23 protein-coding genes are annotated in these 23472 nt (G+C 63.0%); 7 read left to right on the top strand and 16 right to left on the bottom strand.

Annotated elements, in window-relative coordinates; genetic code table 11:
• Positions 1-162 precede the first annotated feature (162 nt).
• The 3 genes from R3355_RS20275 (at position 163) to R3355_RS20285 (ending at position 4292) form a co-directional block, all read left to right on the top strand.
• Positions 163-678, top strand: coding sequence for a DUF3617 domain-containing protein (locus R3355_RS20275; RefSeq protein WP_318962833.1), 516 nt, complete (start codon positions 163-165; stop codon positions 676-678).
• A 209-nt stretch (positions 679-887) separates the two neighbouring features.
• Positions 888-3005 carry a TonB-dependent siderophore receptor gene (locus R3355_RS20280; protein ID WP_318962834.1) on the top strand — a complete coding sequence of 706 codons (2118 nt, stop codon included), beginning with the start codon at positions 888-890 and terminating at the stop codon, positions 3003-3005.
• Positions 3006-3071: 66 nt separating this feature from the next.
• The gene (locus R3355_RS20285) at positions 3072-4292 is read left to right on the top strand and encodes a PepSY-associated TM helix domain-containing protein (protein ID WP_318962836.1); all 1221 of its coding nucleotides are present in this window, start codon (positions 3072-3074) and stop codon (positions 4290-4292) included.
• Here the strand turns inward: R3355_RS20285 and cls are convergent.
• Complete coding sequence (gene cls / locus R3355_RS20290) at positions 4289-5734, bottom strand: cardiolipin synthase (protein WP_413243547.1); 1446 nt, start codon at positions 5732-5734, stop codon at positions 4289-4291. The genes R3355_RS20285 and cls overlap by 4 nt on opposite strands.
• Before the next feature lie 266 nt (positions 5735-6000).
• On the opposite strand from cls, the gene R3355_RS20295 reads away from it, so the two are divergent.
• Positions 6001-7668, top strand: coding sequence for a BCCT family transporter (locus tag R3355_RS20295; RefSeq protein ID WP_318962837.1), 1668 nt, complete (start codon positions 6001-6003; stop codon positions 7666-7668).
• Positions 7669-7843: 175 nt separating this feature from the next.
• On the opposite strand, the gene R3355_RS20300 is transcribed toward R3355_RS20295, so the two are convergent.
• The 8 genes from R3355_RS20300 to R3355_RS20335 all read right to left on the bottom strand — a co-directional run bounded on the left by R3355_RS20300 (position 7844) and on the right by R3355_RS20335 (position 15600).
• Positions 7844-8554, bottom strand: a complete 711-nt coding sequence (locus tag R3355_RS20300) for a 3'-5' exonuclease (RefSeq protein ID WP_413243549.1) — start codon at positions 8552-8554, stop codon at positions 7844-7846.
• 23 nt (positions 8555-8577) lie between these two features.
• Positions 8578-10485 (bottom strand): DUF294 nucleotidyltransferase-like domain-containing protein, encoded by a 1908-nt coding sequence (locus R3355_RS20305; protein ID WP_318962839.1) that lies wholly within the window; start codon positions 10483-10485, stop codon positions 8578-8580.
• A 246-nt stretch (positions 10486-10731) separates the two neighbouring features.
• Positions 10732-11727, bottom strand: a complete 996-nt coding sequence (locus R3355_RS20310; protein WP_318962840.1) for a DUF6976 family protein — start codon at positions 11725-11727, stop codon at positions 10732-10734.
• A complete protein-coding gene (locus tag R3355_RS20315; RefSeq protein ID WP_318962841.1) occupies positions 11724-12446 on the bottom strand; it encodes a hypothetical protein in 723 nt (240 codons plus the stop codon). Before R3355_RS20315 ends, R3355_RS20310 begins: the two co-directional genes overlap by 4 nt.
• 196 nt (positions 12447-12642) lie before the next feature.
• Positions 12643-13047, bottom strand: a complete 405-nt coding sequence (locus tag R3355_RS20320) for a ribonucleotide reductase subunit alpha (RefSeq protein ID WP_318946326.1) — start codon at positions 13045-13047, stop codon at positions 12643-12645.
• A 146-nt stretch (positions 13048-13193) separates the two neighbouring features.
• Positions 13194-13430, bottom strand: coding sequence for a hypothetical protein (locus R3355_RS20325; RefSeq protein ID WP_318946327.1), 237 nt, complete (start codon positions 13428-13430; stop codon positions 13194-13196).
• Between the two features lie 31 nt (positions 13431-13461).
• Positions 13462-13947, bottom strand: coding sequence for a GNAT family N-acetyltransferase (locus R3355_RS20330; protein WP_318962843.1), 486 nt, complete (start codon positions 13945-13947; stop codon positions 13462-13464).
• Between the two features lie 282 nt (positions 13948-14229).
• Positions 14230-15600, bottom strand: coding sequence for an NAD(P)/FAD-dependent oxidoreductase (locus R3355_RS20335; RefSeq protein WP_318946363.1), 1371 nt, complete (start codon positions 15598-15600; stop codon positions 14230-14232).
• Positions 15601-16377: 777 nt separating this feature from the next.
• Here R3355_RS20335 and R3355_RS20340 point away from each other — a divergent pair.
• Together R3355_RS20340 and R3355_RS20345 are read left to right on the top strand one after the other, a co-directional pair.
• Complete coding sequence (locus R3355_RS20340) at positions 16378-17451, top strand: DMT family transporter (protein WP_318946329.1); 1074 nt, start codon at positions 16378-16380, stop codon at positions 17449-17451.
• Positions 17448-17741: a hypothetical protein gene (locus R3355_RS20345; RefSeq protein ID WP_318946330.1), complete on the top strand. Its 294-nt coding sequence runs from the start codon at positions 17448-17450 to the stop codon at positions 17739-17741. Before R3355_RS20340 ends, R3355_RS20345 begins: the two co-directional genes overlap by 4 nt.
• Before the next feature lie 139 nt (positions 17742-17880).
• Here R3355_RS20345 and R3355_RS20350 read toward each other — a convergent pair whose 3' ends face one another.
• From R3355_RS20350 to folE2, 7 genes are all read right to left on the bottom strand, one after another.
• Complete coding sequence (locus R3355_RS20350; protein WP_318962844.1) at positions 17881-18099, bottom strand: hypothetical protein; 219 nt, start codon at positions 18097-18099, stop codon at positions 17881-17883.
• A 40-nt stretch (positions 18100-18139) separates the two neighbouring features.
• Positions 18140-19129 carry an NAD-dependent epimerase/dehydratase family protein gene (locus tag R3355_RS20355; protein WP_318962845.1) on the bottom strand — a complete coding sequence of 330 codons (990 nt, stop codon included), beginning with the start codon at positions 19127-19129 and terminating at the stop codon, positions 18140-18142.
• A 91-nt stretch (positions 19130-19220) separates the two neighbouring features.
• Positions 19221-19580, bottom strand: coding sequence for a MerR family transcriptional regulator (locus R3355_RS20360; protein ID WP_318962846.1), 360 nt, complete (start codon positions 19578-19580; stop codon positions 19221-19223).
• Between the two features lie 84 nt (positions 19581-19664).
• Positions 19665-20537: a metal ABC transporter substrate-binding protein gene (locus R3355_RS20365; protein ID WP_318962847.1), complete on the bottom strand. Its 873-nt coding sequence runs from the start codon at positions 20535-20537 to the stop codon at positions 19665-19667.
• A 10-nt stretch (positions 20538-20547) separates the two neighbouring features.
• The gene (locus R3355_RS20370; RefSeq protein WP_318962848.1) at positions 20548-21402 is read right to left on the bottom strand and encodes a metal ABC transporter permease; all 855 of its coding nucleotides are present in this window, start codon (positions 21400-21402) and stop codon (positions 20548-20550) included.
• 2 nt (positions 21403-21404) lie between these two features.
• A complete protein-coding gene (locus tag R3355_RS20375) occupies positions 21405-22076 on the bottom strand; it encodes a metal ABC transporter ATP-binding protein (RefSeq protein ID WP_318962849.1) in 672 nt (223 codons plus the stop codon).
• Entirely contained in the window at positions 22073-22969 is an 897-nt protein-coding gene (gene folE2, locus R3355_RS20380) for a GTP cyclohydrolase FolE2 (RefSeq protein ID WP_318962851.1), read from the bottom strand. Before folE2 ends, R3355_RS20375 begins: the two co-directional genes overlap by 4 nt.
• A 76-nt stretch (positions 22970-23045) precedes the next feature.
• On the opposite strand from folE2, the gene dksA reads away from it, so the two are divergent.
• Entirely contained in the window at positions 23046-23471 is a 426-nt protein-coding gene (gene dksA / locus R3355_RS20385) for an RNA polymerase-binding protein DksA (RefSeq protein ID WP_318962853.1), read from the top strand.
• The last annotated feature ends 1 nt before the right edge of the window (position 23472 follow it).

Genomic DNA, 23472 nt, shown 5'->3' on the forward strand with positions numbered 1-23472 from the left:
TGGCCGGGCGCCCGGCGCGTCTGGACGCATACCTGCAGATCCATCGCGAAAACGTGACCCCGCAGGTCGCGCTGTGCGCACCGGGTTTTCATCAACCGCCGACCTGGGTCGCTAACTCAACCTACGCTTGCAGGGTCGATAGCGAACCTATGGAGTCTTGCCATGCGCGTCTCAGTATTGAAAAGTCTGCCCTTGGCCCTGTGTCTGCTGTCCGCGCTGGCCACGGCGCAGGAGCTTCAGCCCGGTCTGTGGGAAATCAGCTCGAGCAATATGCAGGTCGATGGCCAGGCGCTGCCGGACATGCAACAAATGCTCGAGCAGATGAAGAATCTGCCGCCCGAGCAGCGTCAGATGATGGAGCAGATGATGGCCAGGCAGGGTGTGCAGCTGGGTGACCAGGGCGTGCGTATCTGCATGAGCGAGGCGCAGATCAAGGCCCAGGACATTCCCCTGCAAGACCCTAAGTCCGGTTGTAGCCACGAGATCACCGAGCGCAGCGCCAGCCTGTGGAAGTTCCGCTTCAGTTGCCCGGATGGCCAGGGCGAGGGCGAGACGCGCTTTCTCAGCGACAGGGAGTTCACTACCCAGGTGCAGGGCACCTACGGCGGCCAGAGCAGCAGCATGCAGAGCCATGCGCGCTGGATTGCGGCCGATTGCGGCGGCTTGCAACCGCATTGATCCGTGTATGCCATCGATAATGACTGGCAAGCGATAATAAAGCTCAATTGCGTTGACGGGGACGGCAAACTGTTGCGAAAATTCAATCGATAATTATTAGCATTTGCATCGGTGCGATTGGGTAGCCGATGCACGTGTGCTGGTAAGCGCCTCCTGCAAGCAAGGACGACCCTGCAGGGCATTCGATATTCGCATTGGGGAGAGTCCTTGTGTTGTGCAGAAAGACCCGTCTGGCCGTGGCCATCGCCGCCGTTTGTAGTTTCAACCATGCCCTGGCCGCCGACGGCGAGTCCCTGCAACTCGAGGCCCAGACCGTAGTCGGCAGCACCGACAGCACGCCGCCCGACAGCTACAAGGCCGCGCCCAGCAGCGCCGCGACCAGGCTGGAGCTGACGCCACGGCAGACCCCGCAGTCGATCTCCACCATCACCCGCGCGCAGATCGATGACTTCCAGCTCAACAGCATCAACGATGTGCTGAAATTTACCCCCGGCATCACTGTCGAGGAGATCGAGACCGACCGTACCTACTTCACCTCGCGCGGCTTCGACATCACCAACTTCCAGTTCGACGGCGTGGGTATTCCGTTCTCTTCCGGCAACCAGGATGGCGCCATTGATCTCGCTCCTTTCGAGCGTATCGAGGTGCTGCGGGGTGCCAACGGCCTGATGAGTGGCAGCGGCAACCCGTCCGCCACCGTCAACTTCGTGCGCAAGCGGCCGACCCTGGCGCCCCGGGCGCGTGTCGATGTGACTGCCGGCTCCTGGGACAAGCGCCGTATCCAGACCGACGTCTCCGGTGCGTTGACCGACGAGGGCAATCTCCGCGGGCGAGCGGTCTACGCCCACGAGAACAAGAACTCCTACCTCGACCGCTACTCGCGCGAGGTCAATGTGTTCTACGGCGTGCTCGAAGCCGATCTGAGCGCCGACACCCTGTTCTCCATTGGCTACAGCCTGGACAAGAACAACGCCAACAGTCCGTTGTGGGGGGCTTTGCCGCTGTTCGATTCGGTTGGCAAGTCGACCGATCTGTCGCGCTCCACCAGTACTGCTGCTGACTGGTCGTGGTGGAACAATCAGGAGGAGCGCACCTTCACCGAGCTGACGCACAGCTTCGCCAATGGCTGGCAGGCCAAGGGCAGCGTCACCCACGTGAAGAAGAAAAGCGACTCGGAGCTGTTCTACGTCTTCGGGACTCCGGATGCGCTGACCGGGGAAGGGCTCTTCGGCTATCCGTCGCAGTACTCGGCCGACTTCCGCCAGTGGATCGCCGATGCATCGATCGGCGGCCCGTTCAGCCTGGCCGGGCGTGAACACGAACTGGTGCTGGGGGCCAACTGGTACCAGTCCGAGGTGGAAGAGCAGTCGCTCTATATTCCCGGCTTCTCCGTCGCCGTGCCTGCGGATGAGATCTATAACGGTGACTTCCCGAAGCCGACGGCCTGGGGCAGCTCAAATGGCGGCGAGTATGAGGACAAGCAGCAGAGCTTCTACTCGGCGGCGCGTTTCAGTCTGACCGACGAGCTGACCTTTATCGCCGGGGCCCGCGCCATCGAGCTGAAGACCGAAGGCTTCTCCTACGGTCAGGAGCGCAAGCGCAAGGATGACAGCATCCTGCCCTACGCCGGCCTGGTCTATGACCTGACCGAGCAGTACTCGCTCTACGCCAGCTACACCGAAATCTTCAACCCGCAGAAGGAAGAGGGCGCTGGCCTGCAGCGCCTGGACCCGATCGAGGGCGAGAACTACGAGGTGGGCATCAAGGGCGAGCTGCTCGACGGCAAGCTGAACGTGTCAGCGGCGGTGTTCAAGACCAAGCAGTCCAACGTCGCCGAGTCCATCGGCTTCGATCCGGCCAGCGGCAAGCAGCTCTACGACGGTGCCGACTACCTGAGCGAAGGCTACGAGCTGGAAGTGTCCGGTGAGGTGCTGCCGGGTCTGCAGGTCATGGGCGGCTACACCTATGTCGACATTCAGAATGCCGACCATAGCCATGGCCGACCTTACGCGCCGAAGCACATGCTGCGTGCTTCCACCGTCTACCGCATTGCGCACCTGCCGCAGTTGAAGGTGGGCGCCAACCTGAGCTGGCAGGACGATGTCTACCGTGCCGTGACCCTGGCCGATGGTAGTGCCGGGCGGATCGAGCAGGACGACTACGCCCTGGTCGGGCTGATGGCGGCCTACGACATCGACCGGAACTGGAGCGTCTCGGCCAACCTCAACAACCTGACCGACGAGAAGTACCTCTCCAGCCTGTACTGGGAGCAGGGTTTCTACGGCGCCCCGCGCAACGCCAGCATGACGGTCAGCTGGAACTACTAGAACGCCGGCGCGCCGTGGCCCGAGCAGGCTGTCGGCGCGCTGCCACCTCCCCTGACGAGATAGCCCATGCGTGCCTCCCTGGTTGTTCTGCATCGCTGGTTCGGCCTGTTTATCGCCGTGTTCCTGTTCGTCTCCGGCCTGACCGGGGCGGTTATTTCCTGGGATCACGAGGTCGACGAGTGGCTTAACCCGCAGCTGTTCGAGGCCCATAGCGAAGGGCCGGCGCAGTCGCCCGAGGCCCTGGCCGCCCAGCTGGAAGCCCGCGATCCGCGTGTGCAGGTCGGCTTTATGCCGCTGTACACCGAGCCGGGCCACGCCTTTGGTGTCAGTCTCAATCCGCGCGTCGATCCGGCCACCGGCAAGGCTTATGAGCTGGATTTCAACCAGCTGGCTCTCGACCCGGTGACCGGCGAGGAGCAGGGCCGGCGGATGTGGGGCGCGCTGTCGCTGAGCCGCGAGAACCTGATGCCGTTCCTCTACAAGCTGCACTACAGCCTGCACATCCCCGACGGTTTCGGCCTCGAGCTGGGCATTCTGCTGTTCGGCATTGTCGCCATCGTCTGGAGCCTGGACGCCTTCGTCGCCCTCTGGCTGTCATTTCCCAGCTGGCGAGTGTGGCGCAAGTCGTTGGCCTTTCGCTGGCAGCAGGGTGGTTACAAGCTCAACTTCGACCTGCACCGTTCCGGCGGGGTGTGGATCTGGAGCCTGCTGCTGATTCTGGCGGTGACCTCGGTGTCGATGAACCTCAATGTGCAGGTGACCCGGCCGCTGGTCGAGCTGTTCTCGCCGCTGACCCCGAGCCCCTTTGCCAGCCGCACCCCGGTCAGCCTCGATGAGCAGAAGCAACCGGGCATCAGCCGCGCCGAAGCGGTCAGTCTGGCGGCAGCCGAAGCGGCACGCCTGGGCCTGGAGAACCCCGCCGGCGGGGTATTCTATTCGCCGGAGTTCGATGTCTACGGCGTCGGTTTCTACACCGCCCAGAACGACCACGGCGACGGTGGCCTGGGCAATCCCTGGCTGTACCTGGACGGCCAGAGCGGTGCCATCGTGGGCAGCCTGATACCGGGCAGCGGCAGCGCCGGGGATATCTTCATGCAGGCGCAGTTCCCGCTGCACTCCGGGCGCATTCTCGGCCTGCCGGGGCGCATCCTGGTGTCGCTGCTGGGGTTGGCCGTGGCCATGCTGTCGCTGACCGGGGTGGTGATCTGGGTGAGAAAGCGTCGTTCGCGGGTACTCGGTGGGCAGCGCAGTCGGCAGGCGCTGGGCGAGACGCCTGCTGCCTGTTAGAGAATCGGTGAGATCAGCCGTGCCACGCGCATGCCGAGCTGTTGTAGGCGATGCAGGTTGTGGCGGTCGGCGCCTATCAGTTCGCGGCAATTGCGCAGGTCTTCTTCGAGCATCTGTTCGACCTCGGCGGCAAAGTCGGGGTCAAAGGTCAGCAGGGTGATCTCGAAATTCAGGCGGAACGACCGATTGTCCAGGTTGGCGCTGCCGATGGCGACGACACTGCTGTCGATCAGCATGACCTTCTGGTGCAGGAAGCCCGGCTGGTAGCGAAACACCCGGATCCCGGCGCGCAAGGCCTCGAAGGCATACAGGCTGGAGGCGGCGTAGACCACCCGGTGGTCGGGCCGCGCCGGCAGCAGGATGCGCACGTCGACGCCGCGCAGCACGGCCAGGCGCAAGGCGGCGAACAGCGCCTCGTCGGGGATGAAATAGGGGCTGGTGATCCACACCCGCTCGCGGGCGCTGTGGATCGCCTCGACGAACAGCAGCGCGCAGGTTTCCTGCGGGTCGGCCGGGCCGCTGGCGATTACCTGGCAGAGCATGCCGTCGCCCGGGTAGGCCTCGGGCAGCAACAGTGGGGGTAATTGGTGGGTGGCCCAGAACCAGTCTTCGGCGAAGGATTCCTGCAGGCAGGCGACTACCGGTCCGCGCACTTCGACATGGGTGTCGCGCCAGGGCGCCAGGGGCGGCTTGTGGCCGAGGTATTCGTCGCCGACATTGAGTCCGCCGAGAAAGCCACATTCGCCATCGACCACCACGATCTTGCGGTGGTTGCGAAAGTTCAGCTGGAAGCGACTGAGCAGCCCGCCGCCGGTGGCGAAGGCATGGACCCGGATGCCGCCGGTGCGCATTTTCTCGCTGAAGTGGCGCGGCAGGGCGTGGCTGCCGACGCCGTCATAGAGCACGAAAACCTGCACGCCGGCGGCCGCGCGCTCCAGCAGCAGGTCTTGCAGGCGCTGGCCGAGCCGGTCGTCGCGGATGATGAAGAACTGCAGCAGGATCACCTTGCGCGCGTCGGCCAGGGCGGCGAAGAGCGCGGCGAAGGCCGCTTCGCCATCGATCAGCAACTGGATCTGATTGTTCGCCAGGCAGGGCATCCGGCCCAGCTGGGGCAGGGCGCGCAGTTGCTGGTAGGCCGGCGATGCGCTGGCGCTCAGGGCTTCGTCGACCCAGGGCCGCCAGTTCAGCGCGGCCATGGCCTGGTGCATCTGCTTGTCGGCGTGGCGCCGGGCCTTGATATAGGCATCGAAACGGCTGCGGCCGAACACCAGGTAAGGCAGCAGGGTCAGGTAGGGCATGAAGAACAGCGACATTGCCCAGGCCAGAGCGCCCTGGGCGGTGCGCACGGTCAGCACGGCATGCACGGCCGCGAGCATGCCGAGGGCGTGGATCGCGGCGATCAGGTAGGCGAATAGATTGGGGATCGCGAAGTCCAGGGGCATGCTGGTTCCTGTGCGTTGACGCCGGATGGATGGCGAATCTGTTACCCCTGCAGTGTGGCACCAACAGGGCGGCATGCGCCAAGCTCTGAGTCGGAGGATGACGGCATTTGGCCTGCGAATGACGCCCCGTGGCCGGCAGGAGTGGGGTTTGCCTGTTACCCTTACCGGCTAACCGAAAAATTTTTCGGTCGTGATGAGTTGTAAGTTGGGCGTATCCGTCCTTCTTGTGCTTGCCAGCGAGTTAAATGCCTCAAGGAGAACTCCACATGGAAAAACCCCCTTTGCATGACACGACGCCACAGCCAGAAGCGGAAGTCCCGGGTGGCATTCCGGCCCCGAGTGGGGCCGCCAATCTGATCGATACCGACTACGTGGTCGGTCAGGACAACATCAAGGGCAGGTTCCTGTTCAACCTGGATATCCACGGCAAGGTGTTCAGTATTTCCGCGCTGACCATTCTGCTGTTCGTGGTCTTGACCCTGGCCCTGCAGGCCGAGGTCGAACCGATTTTCAGCGCTATTCGCAACTGGCTGACCAGCAACCTGGCCTGGTTCTTTATCGGCGCGGCCAACATCTTCGTGCTGCTCTGCCTGGGGCTGATCGTTTCGCCGCTGGGCAGGGTGCGCCTGGGCGGCAAGGAGGCGACGCCAGACCATAGCTACGCAAGCTGGTTTTCCATGCTGTTCGCCGCCGGCATGGGCATCGGCCTGATGTTCTACGGCGTAGGGGAGCCGATGTCGCATTTGGACTCGGCCATGGGCGGGATCAGCGTCGGCGAAGATGGCCTGCGCACCGACTGGGCGCCGCTGGGCGCGGCCGCCGGTAATGCGCAGGAAGCCGCGAGCCTGGCGATGGCGGCCACCATCTTCCACTGGGGTCTGCATCCCTGGGCGATCTACGCCATCGTGGCGCTGGCACTGGCGTTGTTCTCCTTCAACAAGGGCCTGCCGCTGAGCATCCGCTCGATCTTCTACCCGCTGCTCGGTGAGCGGGTGTGGGGCTGGCCGGGGCATCTGATCGACATCCTCGCGGTGTTCGCCACCCTGTTCGGCCTGGCCACTTCCCTGGGCCTGGGCGCCGAGCAGGCGGCTGCCGGCCTCGATCACCTGTTCGGCATACCCGCCACCGACGTCAGCAAGGTGCTGCTGATTACCGGCATTACCGGGATCGCCCTGCTCTCGGTACTGGCCGGCCTGGACAAGGGGGTCAAGCGCCTGTCGGAAATCAACATGGTGCTGGCCATCCTGTTGCTCGGCTTCATCATGCTGGTCGGGCCGACGCTGGCGATCATCACCGGCTTCTTCAGCAACCTGGGTAGCTACCTGGCCTATCTGCCCGAGCTGTCCAACCCCGTCGGTCGCGAAGACGCCAACTTCAGCCAGGGCTGGACCGCCTTCTACTGGGCCTGGTGGATCAGCTGGTCGCCCTTCGTCGGCATGTTCATCGCCCGGGTCAGCCGTGGCCGCACGGTGCGCGAATTCCTGATCGCCGTCCTGCTGGTGCCGTCGCTGGTGTCGGTGTTGTGGATGACCGCCTTTGGTGGCACCGGCATCGGCCAACTGCTCGGCGACGGCTTCACCGGGGTGCAGGATGCGGCCCTGGAGCTGAAGTTGTTCGTCATGCTCGGCCAGCTGCCGTTGAGCGAGATCAGCTCCTTTATCGGCATCGTGTTGGTGATCGTGTTCTTCGTCACCTCGTCGGACTCCGGCTCGCTGGTGATCGACACCATCACCGCCGGCGGCAAGGTCAATGCACCGGTGCCGCAGCGGGCCTTCTGGGCGATCATGGAAGGTGCGGTGGCCATCGCCCTGCTGCTCGGCGGTGGCCTGGTGGCCCTGCAGGCCATGGCGGTATCCACCGGTTTGCCGTTCACCATCGTGTTGCTGGTGGGCTGCGTGTCGATCGTCAAAGGCTTGATGAGCGAGCCGCGCTGACCGCTGCTGCTCCTGGGTAATGCAAAAACGCGCCTTCGGGCGCGTTTTTTGTGGGCGGTGAGCAAATCCTTGTGAGGGGCTGGGCGGCACACCGCTTTAGCCGCGAGCGCTTAACCAGTGGGGCAAAAGCATCGCGGCTAAAGCCCCTTCCACAAGATGATGCGCAGCAACCCGCCTAACTCCATAACTCACCGACCGGTGTATTCGCCGAGTAGTGGGTGGCGACCTGCGCCTGCAACAGCTCTGCCGTGGCCAGGGCATCGGTCAGGGCGTGGTGCGCCTGGTACAGCGGCAGGCGATAGCGCAGGCGGCTGTCGGCCAGGCGGATGGAGGTCGGCTGGCGGCCGAACAGGCGGTCGAGCCAACCCGGCTGGCGCTGGCTGCGATGTAGCCGGGCCTCCAGTTCCATGGTGTCGATCACCGGGAAGTGCAGCGCCTCGCCCAGATGCTGACGTACCGCCTGGTCGAGAAAGCCGCGTTCGAGCGTGCGGTAATGCACCACCATCACCTTGCCGGCCATGGCCGTCAGCAGTTCGCCGAGAATAGTCGTCAGCCTGGGTGCATCGCGGATGTCGCTGTGGGTGATGTGATGGAAGGTGACCGACTCGCTGCTCAGCTCGGAGACCGGCTTGACCACCCAGTACAGCGCCTGGCCGCAGCGGATGCGCGCCAGGTTGAAGGGCACCAGGCCGAGGCTGACGATCGAGTGGCGGCTGCAATCCAGGCCGGTGGTTTCCACGTCCAGCGCCACCAGCGGCACCTGCTCCAGCGGGGTGTCGGCGGCCACCGCGCCGGCCTGATAGAAGGCGGCCAGGCGCGGGTCCTTGGCCGTTTGCGCGAGCCGGGCGAAGAGGCTCTGCCAATCCGTTGGCACGGCGCGGGCGATTTTTCGCTGGATACCGGGCAGCCTCACGGGGCGCCGCTCGCCGGGTAGCGGAAGCGCAGGAATTTCTGCGCATTGCTGAGCACCTGGAAGGCTTCCTTGAGGTTGTAGCGCTCGCTGGCGGAGACCTTTTCCGGCTCGATGTAGTTGTCCGGCTCGCGGCCGGCCTCGAGATCCATGGCCTGATGGCGAATGCGCACGATGGAGAGGAACTCCAGGGCGTAGCGCAGCTTGCTGATGGCTTCCGGGGGCATCAGCTTGGTGGCGGCGATGGCGTCCAACCGCTCGTTGGAGTTCTGCGCCTTGGAGCCGCAGGCCAGGGCATGCACGCGGATCAGGTCGGTGAGCGGCGCGGTGCCGCGGCCCTTGAGGTTGATGATGTTGTTCTGTTGGCCATCCTTTTCCATCACGAAGGTGCGGAAGAAGCCCAGCGGCGGGGTGCGGTTGAGGGCATTGCGCGCCAGGCTGGCGAGAAACAGCGGGTTCTGACTGGCCTTCTCCGCGAGCAGATCCTTGAGGCTTTCGACCAGCTCGGTTTCGCCATGGACGCTGTCGAGGTCGAAGAAGATGCAGCTGTTGAGCAGGGTCTGCGGGTTGGGGCGCTCGATCCACTGGTTGAAATAGCCCTTCCACACCCGCAACGGCTGGCGCCACTGGGGGTTGGTGGCCATGATCCCGCCCTTGCAGTAGCTGTAGCCGCAGGCCGCCAGGCCGTCGCTGACGAAGGTCGCCAGCTTGAGGAAATACTCATCGTGGACCCGCGGGTCGAAGCGGTTGTCGAGGACCAGGGCGTTGTCCTGGTCGGTGACGATCAATTGCTCGTCGCGGGCCATGGAACCCAGCGCCATGAAGCAGTAGGGTACCGGCGGCGGGCCGAACTGCTGCTCGGCCAGCTCCAGCAGGCGCTGGGTGAAACTGCGGCCGATACCCGACATGGCACTGCCGATCATGTGGGCGCTGGCCTCGTCGGTGACCATGCGCACGAAGGTCGCGCGCAGATCCGGCAGCAATGCCTTGAGTTCGGCCACGGACTGTCTGTTGAAGATGCTGTTGACCAGGTACAGGCTGCTCTGCGATTCGTACCTGATGATGTCCGCCAGGTTGATCACCCCCACCGGCCGCCGTCGGTGCACTACCGGCAGGTGGTGGATGTTGTGCCGCAGCATGCACAGCATGGCTTCGAACACCGAGGCATCGGCCTGCAGGGTGATCGGGTTGGGCGTCATCACCTGGCTGACCGGGGTGTTCGCAGCCAGGCCCTCGGCCAGCACCCGGGAGCGCAGGTCGCGGTCGGTGACGATGCCGACCATCAGCTGGGCGGGCTGTGCGGCCGCCGCCATGTCGCTGGGCTCGGATTCGCCGGCCTGCGGGTCGACGATCACCAGGGAGGACACGCTCTGCTCGGTCATCACCCGGGCGGCCTGTTGCACCGAGGTGTCCAGGGGCACGCTGACCGCTTGCCGGGAGATCAGCCGGCGTACCTTGATCTTCATCAGTTCGCTGGCCTTGCCCTGGCTGTCCACCGCCGACTTCAGGCGCGACTGGCCTTCGGCCTCGACGAAGTCGGCGAAGAAGTCATGGGCCTCGCAGAGCTGCTCGAACAGGCGGCCGGGAATGAAATAGATCAGGCTGTCTTCGATGGCCCGGGCCGGCAGCCGCACCTTGTGCCCGCGCAGCAGGCCGAACTGGCCGAAGATGTCGCCCTCGGTCAGACGGTTGTAGAGGGCGCCGGTGCGCCGGTAGATCTCCACCGCACCGCTGCGCACGTAGTGCAGATCGTGGATTTCCGCGCCGAAGCTGAGGATCTCGCTACCGGCCTTGAAGTAGGCGACCTCCACCTGGCGGGCGATCTCGTCGAGGGTGTCTTCGGGCAGCCCATCGAAGGGGGGGAAGCGCTGCAGGTGGTCGCGGATTTCGATCAGCTCGATCTGCATGCGGTCCTCTTGAGGGTGGGGCAGGCGGGCGGCAGCGTCGGCTGCGCCGGTGCGGGTTCACGCCGATTTTTGGCCTCGCGGGAGCATCCGAAAGGTTCGTCCGAGTCCTGGAAAATGACGGCCGGCGGGCGAACACCGGCAGCATTGTGCCGGATGATCGGCATGCGCTAACCATAACCTGTCCCGAAGCGGGCACGCGACTGTTTCGCTGCCGGGTCCTGACCCCGGCAGCTCGCGGCCATCGGTTCAGCTGTGCTCGAGCGTCAGGTAGACCGCGGTCTGGTTGAGCAGCTGGTAGGCGACTTCGCCGAAGGTGATGGGGCCGGTGAGTCGCGCCGTCTGGCGTCCCTGCAACTGCGAATACAGGTAGTTGAGGATGCAGTTGCAGCCGAACAGGATGGGGCCGCCGTCGCTGGGCATGGCCTGCAGGAAGCGCTCGCTGTAGTCCTCGACCGCGTCGGCGAACCGGTAGTTGACCCCGGCGAACACCGGCGCGTAGAAGGACACCAGGCCCGGCTCGGACTCCAGCGACTGGATGCTGACATTGATCATGGCCCCGCAGTAGTCGGCCACCAGCGGCAGGCGGGTGTCGATGCCGTGCGCGCGGATCAGCTCCAGCAGGCTGCCGCGCACGCCATCGATCAGGCAGTCGCGGGCGGCAAAGCCGGTCTCGTCGAAGCTCAGCGTCGGCCCCGCGCCGGGCGTGAACAGGTTCACCGCATGCACCACGGCCGTCTGGCCGGGCGGCAGGGGGATGTGCAGGACGATGGCCTGGTCGGTGTAACAACGACCGCTGCGGCCGTCGATCACCTGGGCCTGGGCGCTGCCCAGCTGATCCAGGTGCACGCCGGCGACCCAGCCGGCAATCGGCTTGATGTACATGTCGGGGTAGTTGGGGGCCTCGCGCGCATAGTCCTCGAGTACGGCACTGGCGGCCGGCAGAATCACGATGCTGAAGCCATTCTCCGGGGCGTCTTCGAGCATGTGCGGCAGCCGTTCGCGGTCATAGCAGAGGATCTCGCCGGCCTGCCGGCCGAAGGGCTGGACGAACACCCGGTCGAGTCGACAGGTGCCACCCTCGCTCGCCATGAAGTAGGGGGTGGTGCCGCCGATCCAGTTACCCTTGGGCAGCGCCGCCAGGCAGTCGAGGTGGCCGGCGATGGCCAGGGTTTCGCCGCGCTCGATCAAGGCGCTGGCCTGGCGCAGATCCAGCAGTGCGCTTGTCGCTGTGCCGTCGTTCATGGCTGGTCGCCCTCCGTGGCCTGCTGCCGGTCGCTGGTCAGCTGGGCGATCTCGTGTTCCAGATGCTTTTCGTGCTTGATGAAGAAGCGCCGCAGTTCATTGATCCTGAGAATCTGCATATCCGGGTCATGCGCCCTGGCAAACTCCTGGCGGGCGCGGGCCAGCAGCAGTTTGAGGCTCAGCAAGCGGATCTCGAACGGGCAATCCGGCGCCAGCAGGCGCAGCCAGGCCTGGTCGTCGCTGGCGGGAATGCTGCTGGCGGTTTGTCCCGCCGGATCGTCCAGTTGCAGGCGTGCCCGCAGCTCCGTATCCGTCGCGGCCAGCTGGCCGGACTCGATCGCGTGCTTGATCTGCCAGGCGAGGTGAATGTCGATATCCAGCAGGGCGCAGACCTGACGATAGCGCAGGCCGTCCTGCAGGCACTGGATCACCCGCCGGGCCAGGCCATGGGTGAAATCGCTGGCGCTTTTCCCGAGGAAGGCTTGCGGCGGCTGGCCGTCCTGCTCCGGCAGGCTGGCATGGATATAGGTCTTGTAGGCGCCGATATTGGTATGCCGCCAGCGTGAGCGGGGCTGTTCGCCGAGGTAGCGGCCGAACCAGCTCTTGCCGGTGCTCAGGTAGGCATGCACCTCGCGGCTGTGGGTATCGACACGAACCCGGCTGACCTCCCAGGGCTCGTTCACTTCCAGCAGCCAGCGGCACAATTCTGCGTCTTTCACCCGGACCTCCCTGTTGTGGTTTACCAGTCCAGGGACCTTCACATGGGGGCGCGCAGCGAGCCAGGCAACCTTGGCACTAAGTCGTTGCGACTTGCTTGTTGCGACTTGTGCACTAGTACGGGGACAGCTTCCTGGGAGGCTGTTCGAGAATATGAAATTTTGTAGGTTGGGCCGACTGCCATTCTCGGACAGGCGCCTAGTAAAAGCTCACCACCTGCCCCGTGCGATCGAAGGCGATGAAGTTGCCGATGCTGCCGGCTTCGATGGCCCCGACCATCATCTTCAATGGCTGCTCGGCCTCGTCGCTGCTCGGCACCATGCCTGCGCGTCCGGCCAGACCGGCGGCGAACACCAGGTCCCAGGCCACACCGGTGCGGCTGGACTCGGCCAGCAGCCCGGCAAAATCCACCAGTTCGTCCGGCAGCTTGTCGACGCACAGCACCGGCTTGAGCGAGCCGCCCTGGTTCTCGGCGTGGCGCTGGCGTTCCTCTTCGGTTGCATCTTCCGGCAGCTCGGCGGAAACGAACACCAACAGCAAGCGTTGCGGTTCCGGCTGGGCCCTGGAAGCGGCCAGCAGGTCGGCGAATTCGGCAATATCCATGACAGTCCATCCGTACGGCAAAAATGAGCGAAGCGATAGCCCAGACTGCCACGCATGGTCGGCCCTTGACCATATCTCTTAAGGCATAGATGGCGCGTCGCGCAGCCATCCGCTGGCAGGCCGGATGCCTGCGTCCAGACGACCTGTCAGGACTCGTTGCTTTCCCGCAGCTTGGCCAGCAGGGCTTCGCTTCTGATCAGCTGTTCTTCTTCGCTGAGGTGCGGGTTTTCCAGCACGATGTCGATTTGCTCGAGCAATTCGCCTTGCTGGCGGACACGCCGATCCAGCTGTCTGAGGCGGCGGTTACTGCGCCAAGTCCAGTAGGCCAGAGCCGCGACTGCCAGCAGCAGCAGTGCAAGTCCTGTCCAGATCAGATGAGTCATGGCTACTCCGGGCTGGCTGTCGCTCAGCCATTCAGGGGCGCAGTGGCTTGCGCATGGCAAAGCGCTGCAAGGTAACAGCGCCGCGCGCCACCGTCTGTGCCTGTTCCACAGAAAAGCCCTGGCGGGTAAAGAATGGCCGCGCCGTCAGGCTGGCTTCGGTAAAGACCGAAGCCACTCCCAGGCTGCGCAAACAGGCCTCGGCGTCTCGGTAAAGTGCCGTCGCCACCCCTTGACGGGCATACAACGGCGAACTGAACAGCAGCTCGATATGACCGTTGGCAGTGAAGCCGATAAACCCGGTGAGCTGTTCCCGGTGTTCCGCCAGCCTGATCTGCAGCGCCGCCAGGCGCACTTGCCAGGCCTGCAGATCGGCTTCTTCCGGCGCCCAGACCAGACGCTGCGTGGCGTCATAGTGAGCGCTCGCCAAACCATGCACGGAGGTGCTGAACAGGGTGACTACAGCCCGGAGATCGCTGGGGCGGTAATCACGGATGGAAATGTTTGGTTGGTTGGTCATAGGTCATGACTGATGTTGCTGGGGGTGGCTTGGCACGTGCTGTGGCCAGGTCGGATCGGCGGTGTATAGGGGCTGCCGATAGACGTCGCCATTCGGCCGGCATACCAACCCCGCGTACTTGCAAAGATAGCCGATCCAGGCCCAGCCCGGCCCAGGTTTTGCCCTCAGCCCATAACGGGCACATCACCTGTGCCATGCCAGTGCCCTCTGCAACGATCAGGCTAAGCGCTCCCAGAGCGGTTGGTCACCAGCCGAGCAGGTTCTGATGCGCCCCGGGCTGGTTCAGATGGCCGTTGCAGATTCCGCTACGCAGGGTGGATTCAGATAGGCGTCCAGCGAATCATCCATTGCCTCGAGCCACGGCGTATGGTGAGCCGGTGCCTGGGTGCCCGTCATCAGGGAGCGATAGGAGTGATCCCTGAAGGTCAGGATATCGTTGTGCTTATGCTGTTCCCACTGCAGAAAGGTCTGGTTCACACCTTCGATGTCGAAGGTCGGATAGTCGGTCTGTTCGATCAGGGATTTTATGTAATCACCCTGAAACCGGATCATCTGCTCATCGCTTTCAAGTAGCGCTTCACGCCGACTCCAGGCCTGGATGGCGGCCTCCATCACGGGTTTTGCGGGCATGACGATGCGACCCAGAATCACATCCCGCACATACCAGGCCTGGGCATCAAACATATTGAAGGTGTACCACTGGTCTTGCATGCCAAGGTAGAACAGGTTCGGCTGCTCGACCAGGGCCACGCCCTCGTGCAGGCCAAGAGGCCAGAGACGGTTGCTGGTTTTCAGGCGCAGCTCTTCATCCATAAACGGAAAGTGATGCAGATAGCCGGTACAGAGAATAATTGCATCGATTCGCTTTGAACTGCCGTCGACAAAATAGGCGGTATCGCCATCGACCTTGGTCAGCAGGGGCTTTTCTTCCCAGTTATCCGGCCAATCGAAGCCCATGGGCCGGCTGCGATAACTGCTGGTAATGCTCCGTGCACCGTACTTGTAGCATTGCGAACCGATATCCTCGGCGGAATAACTGCTGCCAATCAGCAGAATGTCCTTGTCCTTGAACTCCAGTGCGTCGCGAAAATCATGGGCATGCAGAATGCGACCATTGAAGCCCTCGAACCCCTCGAAAAAGGGCACGCTGGGCGTCGAGAAATGACCAGACGCCACAATCACATGGTCATAAAGTTCACTGCTGGTACTGTCGCTGCCATGATCATGGGCAGTGACCGTGAATTGACGACTTTGTGGACAGTAACTGATTTGCCGAACCGGAGTATTGAAACGGATATATTGACGGACATCGGCTTTCTCGACCCGGCCCTTGATGTAATCCCAGAGTACCGCGCGGGGCGGGTAGGACGCGATGGGCTGGTCAAAGTGTTCATCGAAAGTGTAATCGGCAAACTCTAGGCATTCTTTTGGACCATTGGACCAGAGGTAACGGTACATACTGCCGTGCACCGCTTCACCGTTCTTGTCCAGGCCTGTACGCCACGTGTAATTCCACAAACCGCCCCAGTCTGCCTGTTTTTCATAACAAACCAGTTCGGGGGTTTCAGCGCCTTGTTCCTGGGCGGCCTGAAAGGCGCGAAGTTGTGCAAGGCCGCTGGGGCCGGCACCAATAATGGCTACTCGAATCGTGATAAATTTCTCCCTGGATAAGACGTCTTGTTACCTCTTTGATAAATAACAAGACGTCGGTCTATCAACTAGGCGAGTTAATAGATCAAGAATCATGAGTCGCAAGATTCATGAGGTCGATGTGCGTGAAAATGATGTAAGACCATACAGCAAGTGTGCTGATTTGTCTGTTTGGTGATGTTCTGAGGTGCGCCGAGAGCAGCAGTAGGGCCGCTACAAACGGTTTGCTAAAGCAGCCTAGAGTGCGCTGATAGCTAGGTGTGGCAGGCCTTGGTCAATAATCATGATGGTCGGTCGGGTGCGCTCGGCAGTCGCGCAAGAAGGCGGTCTTAACTAGGGCTATTTCTTGTAAATACCGATGTGACAGGTTGCCGTCTCAGTGTGGCGCGGCCATCCGTCGCGGTTACATAATACCCGGGATGCGGCCAATAGTTGTGTGGTTTGGCCAGGGGGTTCAGCAAGATCGCGATGGGTTCAGGTGTATATTCAGGCGCGCGAACAGATCCGATAGAAACTGATATTGTTTGCTTGGATGAGTGGTGAATTACCCGGCTTGCTTGAGTGTTTAAAGTTAAATGTTTATCGGGTTTTGCTATTTGCATGTTAGCGTGTGCCGCACAGCGCGAAGTGTTCGTGGGAAAAATTAAGAGTGATGCAAGGTTTTTGACATTGGCGTTGCCCGGTGCTTTTTTTGCTGGGTGCGATGTGTCGAGTGCAGTTGAGTTAACTACATTATTCGGCGGCCAATGCGTCTCTCGTTCAACGTTGAAGGAGAAAATAATGATGCATACAAACCTGGCACAAGCGCGAACGCGCTTTACGGCCAGTAGTATTCGCTGGGGATTTACCTGGGCGTTGTGGTGTGCTGTTTTGTGGGGGGCCTGGTATGTGCCCGGATCAGCGGTCTGGTTTGAAGCGCCCTATGTCAACCTGACGTATGAGAGTAATGCGGAGTTTCTGTTGGCGGCAGCAGTGCTGACAACCTTCAACGCAATCGCCGTGCTGTTCTTCCTGTTTATCTGGAACGGTGTGCTTGGCAAGTGGGGGGAATATGGCCGCACCATTCGGCAGATGCGTAACATTTCCAAGTGGTTTTTCATCGGTGCAATTTTCGGTGGCCCCATGGCGATCTTCGGTTCCTATCTGGCCATGGGTTATATCGGAGGCGCCTTCGCCGCCATCGCCGCGCTGATGTACCCGATCATCGGCGCTACCCTGGCGCGCCTCTGGTACCGGGAGAAAATAACCAAACGGGCTGCAATCGGCATTTTCATCATCATGGCCGGCGGTGTGACGGTATATGCGCCGGGCATTATCGGTGAATTGACGGGAACCGGTGACAGTGGCTGGCTGGGCTATCTGGGCGGTGCCATGGCGGCCCTGGGTTGGGGTATTGAGGGGGCCATCGCTGGGCGAGGCCTGGATGTCGCCGACCCCGACGTTGGCATCACCGTACGCTTCTCCGCCGAGGTGCTCTACTGGGTCGCGTTGATCCTGCCGGCCATTTATCTGTTTACCGATCAACCGGTGGTGGAGTTGGTAGTGGCCACGTTCAACTGGGCGGCAATCGGCTGGTTGATGTTGGCCGGGGTCACCTTCGCCTTCTGTTATGTGTCTTGGTACAAATCTTTTCCCCTTATCGGCGTGGGTCGCGGGCAGGCCATTGCGGCGTTGTACGGCCTGTTTGCGGTGATCTTTCTGGCCGCCTTTACCCTGAAGTTTCCCGAGTGGAATTTTCTCGCCGGGCTTGCCCTCTTCGTGATCGGTGGCTTTGTCATGTACACCGAGAGCGACGAGGTGCTGGAAGTGGTGCGTGCCGTGTCCAGGAACAACCCAGAGGAGGTCCGATCATGAAACAGCTGCACATGAAGGGCCGCATCCTGCAGCTGATCAATGACCAGCTGGATGCAGGTCTGTGGGATTGGCAGGTGTCGAACATTCTTGAGCGTGAATACGCTATTTCCGGCTCGTACTGGCGGGGCACCACGCGGGTAACCCTGACCGATCTTTATTCCAGCGGCATTATCGAAAGTGTCGAGGAGCAACTGGATGAGCAGGGCTACTTCGGTCTCGGCAAGGTGCTGTTCAAATTTCGGCTGAGCGATTTCGGGCGTCAGCGCATGCGCGATACCGCGCTGATCTGATCAACCCGCACCGGCTCATCCACCAACTGAAAAGGAAATACCATGTCTGATTTTTGGGGTTACCCGGGGGCCGATATCCTGGCGGTGCTGGTGATCATCGCGCTGAGCGGGTTCGCGCTCTATCAAGCTCGTACGTTCGTCACCAAGATCTGATGCGCCGCTCGCAATGGGCTCCACGGATGCATGGCCTCAACGCCATCAGCAGGGTGTCGAGGTTGTGTTTGAACATGCCCAGGTAGGTGCTGGCCTTGGCATCTTCGGCGCTGAGTTGATGCACCGAGGCGCTGAACAGCTCGACTAACGCCTGCAGATCCTGGGCGTGGTAATCGCGCAAGGTGAAGGCCGAATGGCTGGGCATGGGCTGTAAGGTTCGGCTGAGGTGGATGTCGCTCACAGCCTCAAGCAGATTGTCGCCGTTGTAAGTATGCGAAGGTTTCCCGCAAGGCCGCAAAGGGGGATTTGGGCTGGTAAGCCAATTGTGCACAGGCTTTACGGATGTCGTATTCCTGTTTGACGCCATAGAAGGTGCGCACCTGGCTGCGGGTCAGGTTCGCCGGTTTGCCGGTCCGCCTGGCAAGCAGTTCGGCGCCCCAGGCAAGGCTCAGCAGTAACCATTGTGGCGCGTGCGGTGGCAGCTTGTAGCCAGGAGCAACGGCATTGGCGGCCGCCACTATGTCGCTGAATGAGGAGCTGTGCTGGTTCGCCAGGATATAGCGCTGCCCGGTTTCGCCCCGGTTGGCGGCCGCGATGCAGGCCAGCGCGACGTCGCGCACATCAACGAAATTGAAATGAAAGTTGGGGTCCATGGGCACGGATTTTTTGTAGATGCGCTCGATAAAAGCCATGGTGTCGCTCAGGCGATAGGCGTTGGGGCCGATCATCGCGGCAGGCAGCACCGCCACCATCCACAGACCATGGGCTTTGGCGATTTCCCAGGCCAGTTGCTCGGAGAGTATCTTGGAACGGTAGTAGGGGTTGCTCAGGTCCTGGTTCCAGCTGCCTTCGTCCAAGGCTTGGCCGTTGTGGCCGACGGCGGCGACCGAACTGACGTAGACCACGCGCTTGACGCCGGCCTGCACCGCCGTCTCGAGCACGCTGCGGGTACCTTCGACATTGGCGCGGACTATTTCCGCTTCAGGGTCCGCTGACCAGTGCTTGAACACCGCGGCCACCTGATAGAGCACCTCGACGCCCTCCATTGCCTTGAGCAGTGCGGCCTGGTCCTCGAGCTCGGCGTATACCAATTCGCAATCCAGCCCGGCGAATGGCTGGGTATTGTTCAGGTCACGCACCCCGGCGCGCACCCGCTGGCCTTGCGCCAACAGTGCCCGCAGCAGATTGTTGCCCAGATGGCCGTTGGCCCCGGTTACCAAACATAAAGTGCCCATTGCGATCTCCCTGCACGGCGTTGACTGTTTTGTCGGGAGACAGGCTAAACCTTGCCCCTGGGGGCAGGGTCAAGCTTTCGCTGGTTGAACCTTAATGGGGTGCGAATAGACGATTGATGTCCTGCTTGAGCTGCAGCAGTTGCTGGTCGAGGCGTTGCAAGGCCTGGATTTCGGCCTGTAGTTGCACGCGTTTTTGCTCGATGCCGAGGGTGGCCGTCTCGAGGGGGAAGCGCTGGCTACGCAGTTTTTCTGTAATCAGCGGGAGTATCTCTGTCAGTTTGAAGCCCACGGCCTGGGCCTGGCGGATCATGCGTACCAGCGTCACGTGGTGCTGGTCGTAGCAGCGGTAGCTGCCTTGGCGCAGTGGCGCGGGGAGCAGGCCGATTTTTTCGTAATGGCGGATCGCCTTGGGCGTGCAGGCGGTGAGTTTGGCCAGTTGTCCGATGAACATCAGGTAAGTCCTGAACGACGAGAAGGCCGGCAGGTTACCCGGCAGGCGAGGGCAGGTAAATCGGCGACTGGCGCCGCCTGTGACTCACGGCTTGAGCGCGGCCAGCAGGGTGTCGAGGTTGTGCCTGAACATGCCCAGGTAGCTGCTGGCCGGGCCTTCGCTGGCCAGGGCATCGGAGTAGAGGGTGCCGCCGACCTTGGCACCGCCTTCTGCGGCGATCTGCTGGATCAGCCGCGGGTCGCGGATATTTTCGACGAACACCGCGCGCACGCCGTCGGCGCGGATCTGCCGGATCAGGGCGGCCACTTCGGCGGCCGATGGCTCGTCTTCGGTGGATAGCCCTTGAGGCGCGATGAAATTCAGGCCGTAGGCCTGGCCCAGGTAAGCGAAGGCATCGTGGCTGGTGATGATGCTGCGCTGGGCCTGTGGCAACTGGCCCAGGCCGGCGCGGGCTTCGCCGAGCAGGGCGCGGATCTGGCTGAGGTAAGCCTCGCTGCGGCTGGCGTAATGCGCTGCATTGACCGGATCGGCCTGGCTCAGCGCCTTGGCGATGTTCTGCACATAGATCTCGGCATTAGCCAGGTTCTGCCAGGCATGCGGGTCGGGGACCTTGTCGCCGTCTTCATCGAGCATCAGCGGCAGTACCCCGGCGCTGGCGTCGAGCCGTGTACCGGGAGCATCGCTGCTGGCGATCAGGCGCTGCAGCCAGGGCTCGAAGCCCAGGCCGTTGGCGATGATCAGGTCGGCGTCGAGCACGGCCTTGGCATCCTCGGCGCTCGGCTGGTAGACATGGGCGTCGGCATCGGCACCGACCAGATTGCGCAGTTCGAGCTTATCTCCGGCTATCTGTCGGGTAATGTCGGCCAAAATACTGAAACTGGTGACGACTTTGAGTTTCTCTGCGGCGTTCAGGGGCAGCGACGCGAACAGGACGAACAGGGCGATCAATACACGCATGGAGCGTTCCTCAGGGTGACGGTAAGGGCTGGGCGCGCAGCAGGCCGTTGAGCGGGCCGAACAGCACGGAAAGGGCATAGGCCAGGCCTGCCAGCAACACGATGCAGGGCCCGCTGGGCAGGTTGGCGTAGTAGGACAGCAGCAGGCCGAGCCAGACGCAGGTCGCGCCGGTCAGTGCGGCGAGCAGCAGCAGGCTGGGCAGGTGGCCGCTCCAGAAGCGCGCGGCGGCGGCCGGCAGCATCATCAGGCCGACCACCATCAGTGCGCCTATGGCCTGGAAGCCGATCACCAGATTGAGCACCACCAGGGTCAGGAACAGGCCGTAGGCCAGCGGCCCGAAGCGGCTGACGCTGGCGAGAAACAGCGGGTCGAGGCTGTCCAGCAGCAGCCAGCGGTAGATCAGCGCCAGGCCCGCCAGGCTGCCGAGCGAGACCAGCAGCATGCCGTTGAGCGTGCTTTGATCGACGGCCAATACCGAGCCGAACAGCAGGTGCAGCAGGTCCAGCTGGCGTCCGGCCAGGCCCAGCAGCAGTACGCCGCTGGCCAGGGAAATCGGGTAGATGGCCGCCAGGCTGGCGTCTTCGCGCAGGCCGGTGTGGCGGGTGACCCAGGCGGCCAGACCGGCCATGCCCAGGCCGGCGACCAGACCGCCGAGGGTCAGGGCCGGCAGGCTAAGGCCGAACAGCCAGAAGCCGATGGCGGCGCCGGGCAGGATGCCGTGGGCGATGGCGTCGCCGATCAGGCTCAGGCGGCGCAGGATCAGAAACACCCCCAGCGGCGCGGCGCTCAATGCCAGCACCACGCCGCCGAGCAGGGCGCGGCGCATAAAGGCGAATTCGATGAAGGGTGCCCACAGCAGTTCCATGCTCAGGCCACCTGTTCCAAGGGCGGGCGCTGGCCGATCAGCTGGCGAATCGGCGCGAAGCGGCAACCGTTGCGCGACACCTGCAGGGCGTGGTCCAGGCGCCGGCCAAGGCTGGCGAGGTCATGGCTGACCAGCAGCTGGGTGCGGCCCTCGGCCTGCCAGCGCCGGATATGCTGCCAGAGCAGGGCCTGGCCGTGCTCGTCCAGCGCCGCCTCGGGCTCATCCAGCAGCAACACCTGGGCGTCGGTCAGGCTCAGGCGTGCCAGCAGCGCGCGCTGCAGCTCGCCGCCGGAGAGCGCCTGCAGCGACTGTTGCTGCAGGTCGAGCAGGCCCCAGTCGCTCAGCACCTGCTGCAGACGCGCCTGGCGTTCGCGGCGGTTCAGTGGGCTGCGCCAGAAGCCGGCGCTGACCAGGCTCTGCAGGCTGATCGGGAATTGCCGGTCGAGGGCCTGCTGTTGCACCAGATAGGCCACGCCGCCGAGGCGCGGCACGCCTAGTTCGAGGCGTCCGCGCAGCGGTTGTTGCAGGCCGGCGATCACCTTGAGCAGGCTGCTCTTGCCGCAACCGTTGCTGCCGATCAGCCCGGTCAGGCTGCCGCTGGGCAGTTGCAGATCCAGCGGCGGGGTCAGCGGCTGGCCGCTCGGCCCCCATTGCAGGTGCTGGCAGCGGATCATGCCGGGCTCCAGTTCCAGCTGCTGGCGGCCACGGCATCGTGGGCGTGCAGGCTTTCCGCGTGAACCACGCGCAGGCTGAAGGCGCTCAGCCCGGGCTGCAGCAACAGGGTGCTGTGCAGGCGCCGCGCGGCGTCTTCGCAGAACATCAGGTTCTGCCCGTTGGCCAGGGCGAAGGCCTGCTCGTCGGCGCGCTTGACCGCGGTCTGCACCGCGGTGCCGAGGGCCTGTTCGGCGCGGTCGATCAGCTCGATCAAGGGCAGTTCGTCGGCCTGCGGGCTCAGGCGCACCTGCAGGGTGGCGGTGCTGCGCTGGCTATGCGGCGTGGCCAGAATGCCCTGGGTCGAGCCGAGCCAGGTCAGCAGTTGCTGATGGTCGAGCGGCTGATTGGCGAAGTCTTCGATGAAGCGCTGCTGGATCAGTTGGCGGGCCAGGGCGGCGGAGCAGGGGCAGGTCGAGGAATAGTCGACCTGAACCTGCAGTTCCACGTGGAACCCCCATGAATCCTGGCGTGCGCGCACTTCGAAGGGGTAAGCCTTCCAGCCTGATAGCGGGCTGACCAGGGCCGGTCGGCTGAGCAAAGCCTCGCCGCTCAGGCTGATATGGGCCTGTTGCGACAGGCCTTTATGGCTGTCGAGAAACTCGCCCAGCAGTTGCCGCAACAGCAGCGGGCTGAGGTTGTCAGTCTCCAGGACCTGCAGGGCCAGGTACAGGCGCGACATATGAATGCCGCGCGCGCCGCCGTCATCCAGGCTGACCCCGGCATCGGCACGAGCGTTGATCCGTTGCCCGGCAAACAGCAGCGGCAGGGCGATTTCGCCCATGCCGACCCAGTCCAGGGGTTGTTGGTAGTGAGTCGCTTGGGCGGCGATATCCGGCAGAGTCAGGGCGTTCATCAGAAATCCAGGGTGTGACTGAGGCGATAAATGTTATGTTATAACAATTAAAGCGCCACGCCAGTGAATTCGAACCATGACCTTGACCCTGCTTACCCAAGCCGAGCTGCTCGCCCAGCCGGCCGATGACTATATGAGCGACGCCCAGCAGCAATTCTTCCGCACCTTGCTGCTGAACCAGCGCGGCGAACTGCAGGCGCGCATTGCCGAGGAGTTGGAGGCCCTGCGCGAGCGTGAAACCAGCAGCGACCCGGCCGATATCGGCAGCGCCGAAGAACAGCGGCAGTGGCAGCTGCGCCAGCTTGAGCGGGAAAGGAAACTGCTCGACAAGATCGACCAAGCCCTGGCTCACCTGGCCCGTGGCGAATACGGCTGGTGCCGGGAAACTGGAGAGGCCATCGGTCTCAGGCGCCTGCTGCTGCGGCCCACCGCCAGCCTGTGCGTCGAAGCCAAGGAGCGCCAGGAACAACGGGAAATACACCTGCGCGACCGTGATCAATGAT

The sequence above is a fragment of the Pseudomonas sp. genome, assembly GCF_033723075.1.
Lineage (GTDB): Bacteria > Pseudomonadota > Gammaproteobacteria > Pseudomonadales > Pseudomonadaceae > Aquipseudomonas.

Excerpts from the sequence above, each read along its gene's own strand:
- R3355_RS20370 (WP_318962848.1), bottom strand. The coding sequence starts at position 21,402 with ATGGAACTGCTGTGGGCACCCTTCATCGAATTCGCCTTTATGCGCCGC.
- R3355_RS20305 (WP_318962839.1), bottom strand. The coding sequence starts at position 10,485 with ATGCAGATCGAGCTGATCGAAATCCGCGACCACCTGCAGCGCTTCCCC.
- R3355_RS20295 (WP_318962837.1), top strand. The coding sequence starts at position 6,001 with ATGGAAAAACCCCCTTTGCATGACACGACGCCACAGCCAGAAGCGGAA.
- R3355_RS20275 (WP_318962833.1), top strand. The coding sequence starts at position 163 with ATGCGCGTCTCAGTATTGAAAAGTCTGCCCTTGGCCCTGTGTCTGCTG.
- folE2 (WP_318962851.1), bottom strand. The coding sequence starts at position 22,969 with ATGAACGCCCTGACTCTGCCGGATATCGCCGCCCAAGCGACTCACTAC.
- R3355_RS20310 (WP_318962840.1), bottom strand. The coding sequence starts at position 11,727 with ATGAACGACGGCACAGCGACAAGCGCACTGCTGGATCTGCGCCAGGCC.
- R3355_RS20345 (WP_318946330.1), top strand. The coding sequence starts at position 17,448 with ATGAAACAGCTGCACATGAAGGGCCGCATCCTGCAGCTGATCAATGAC.
- R3355_RS20285 (WP_318962836.1), top strand. The coding sequence starts at position 3,072 with ATGCGTGCCTCCCTGGTTGTTCTGCATCGCTGGTTCGGCCTGTTTATC.
- R3355_RS20330 (WP_318962843.1), bottom strand. The coding sequence starts at position 13,947 with ATGACCAACCAACCAAACATTTCCATCCGTGATTACCGCCCCAGCGAT.
- R3355_RS20350 (WP_318962844.1), bottom strand. The coding sequence starts at position 18,099 with ATGCCCAGCCATTCGGCCTTCACCTTGCGCGATTACCACGCCCAGGAT.
- dksA (WP_318962853.1), top strand. The coding sequence starts at position 23,046 with ATGACCTTGACCCTGCTTACCCAAGCCGAGCTGCTCGCCCAGCCGGCC.
- R3355_RS20355 (WP_318962845.1), bottom strand. The coding sequence starts at position 19,129 with ATGGGCACTTTATGTTTGGTAACCGGGGCCAACGGCCATCTGGGCAAC.
- R3355_RS20340 (WP_318946329.1), top strand. The coding sequence starts at position 16,378 with ATGATGCATACAAACCTGGCACAAGCGCGAACGCGCTTTACGGCCAGT.
- R3355_RS20375 (WP_318962849.1), bottom strand. The coding sequence starts at position 22,076 with ATGATCCGCTGCCAGCACCTGCAATGGGGGCCGAGCGGCCAGCCGCTG.
- R3355_RS20325 (WP_318946327.1), bottom strand. The coding sequence starts at position 13,430 with ATGACTCATCTGATCTGGACAGGACTTGCACTGCTGCTGCTGGCAGTC.
- R3355_RS20320 (WP_318946326.1), bottom strand. The coding sequence starts at position 13,047 with ATGGATATTGCCGAATTCGCCGACCTGCTGGCCGCTTCCAGGGCCCAG.
- R3355_RS20360 (WP_318962846.1), bottom strand. The coding sequence starts at position 19,580 with ATGTTCATCGGACAACTGGCCAAACTCACCGCCTGCACGCCCAAGGCG.
- cls (WP_413243547.1), bottom strand. The coding sequence starts at position 5,734 with ATGCCCCTGGACTTCGCGATCCCCAATCTATTCGCCTACCTGATCGCC.
- R3355_RS20365 (WP_318962847.1), bottom strand. The coding sequence starts at position 20,537 with ATGCGTGTATTGATCGCCCTGTTCGTCCTGTTCGCGTCGCTGCCCCTG.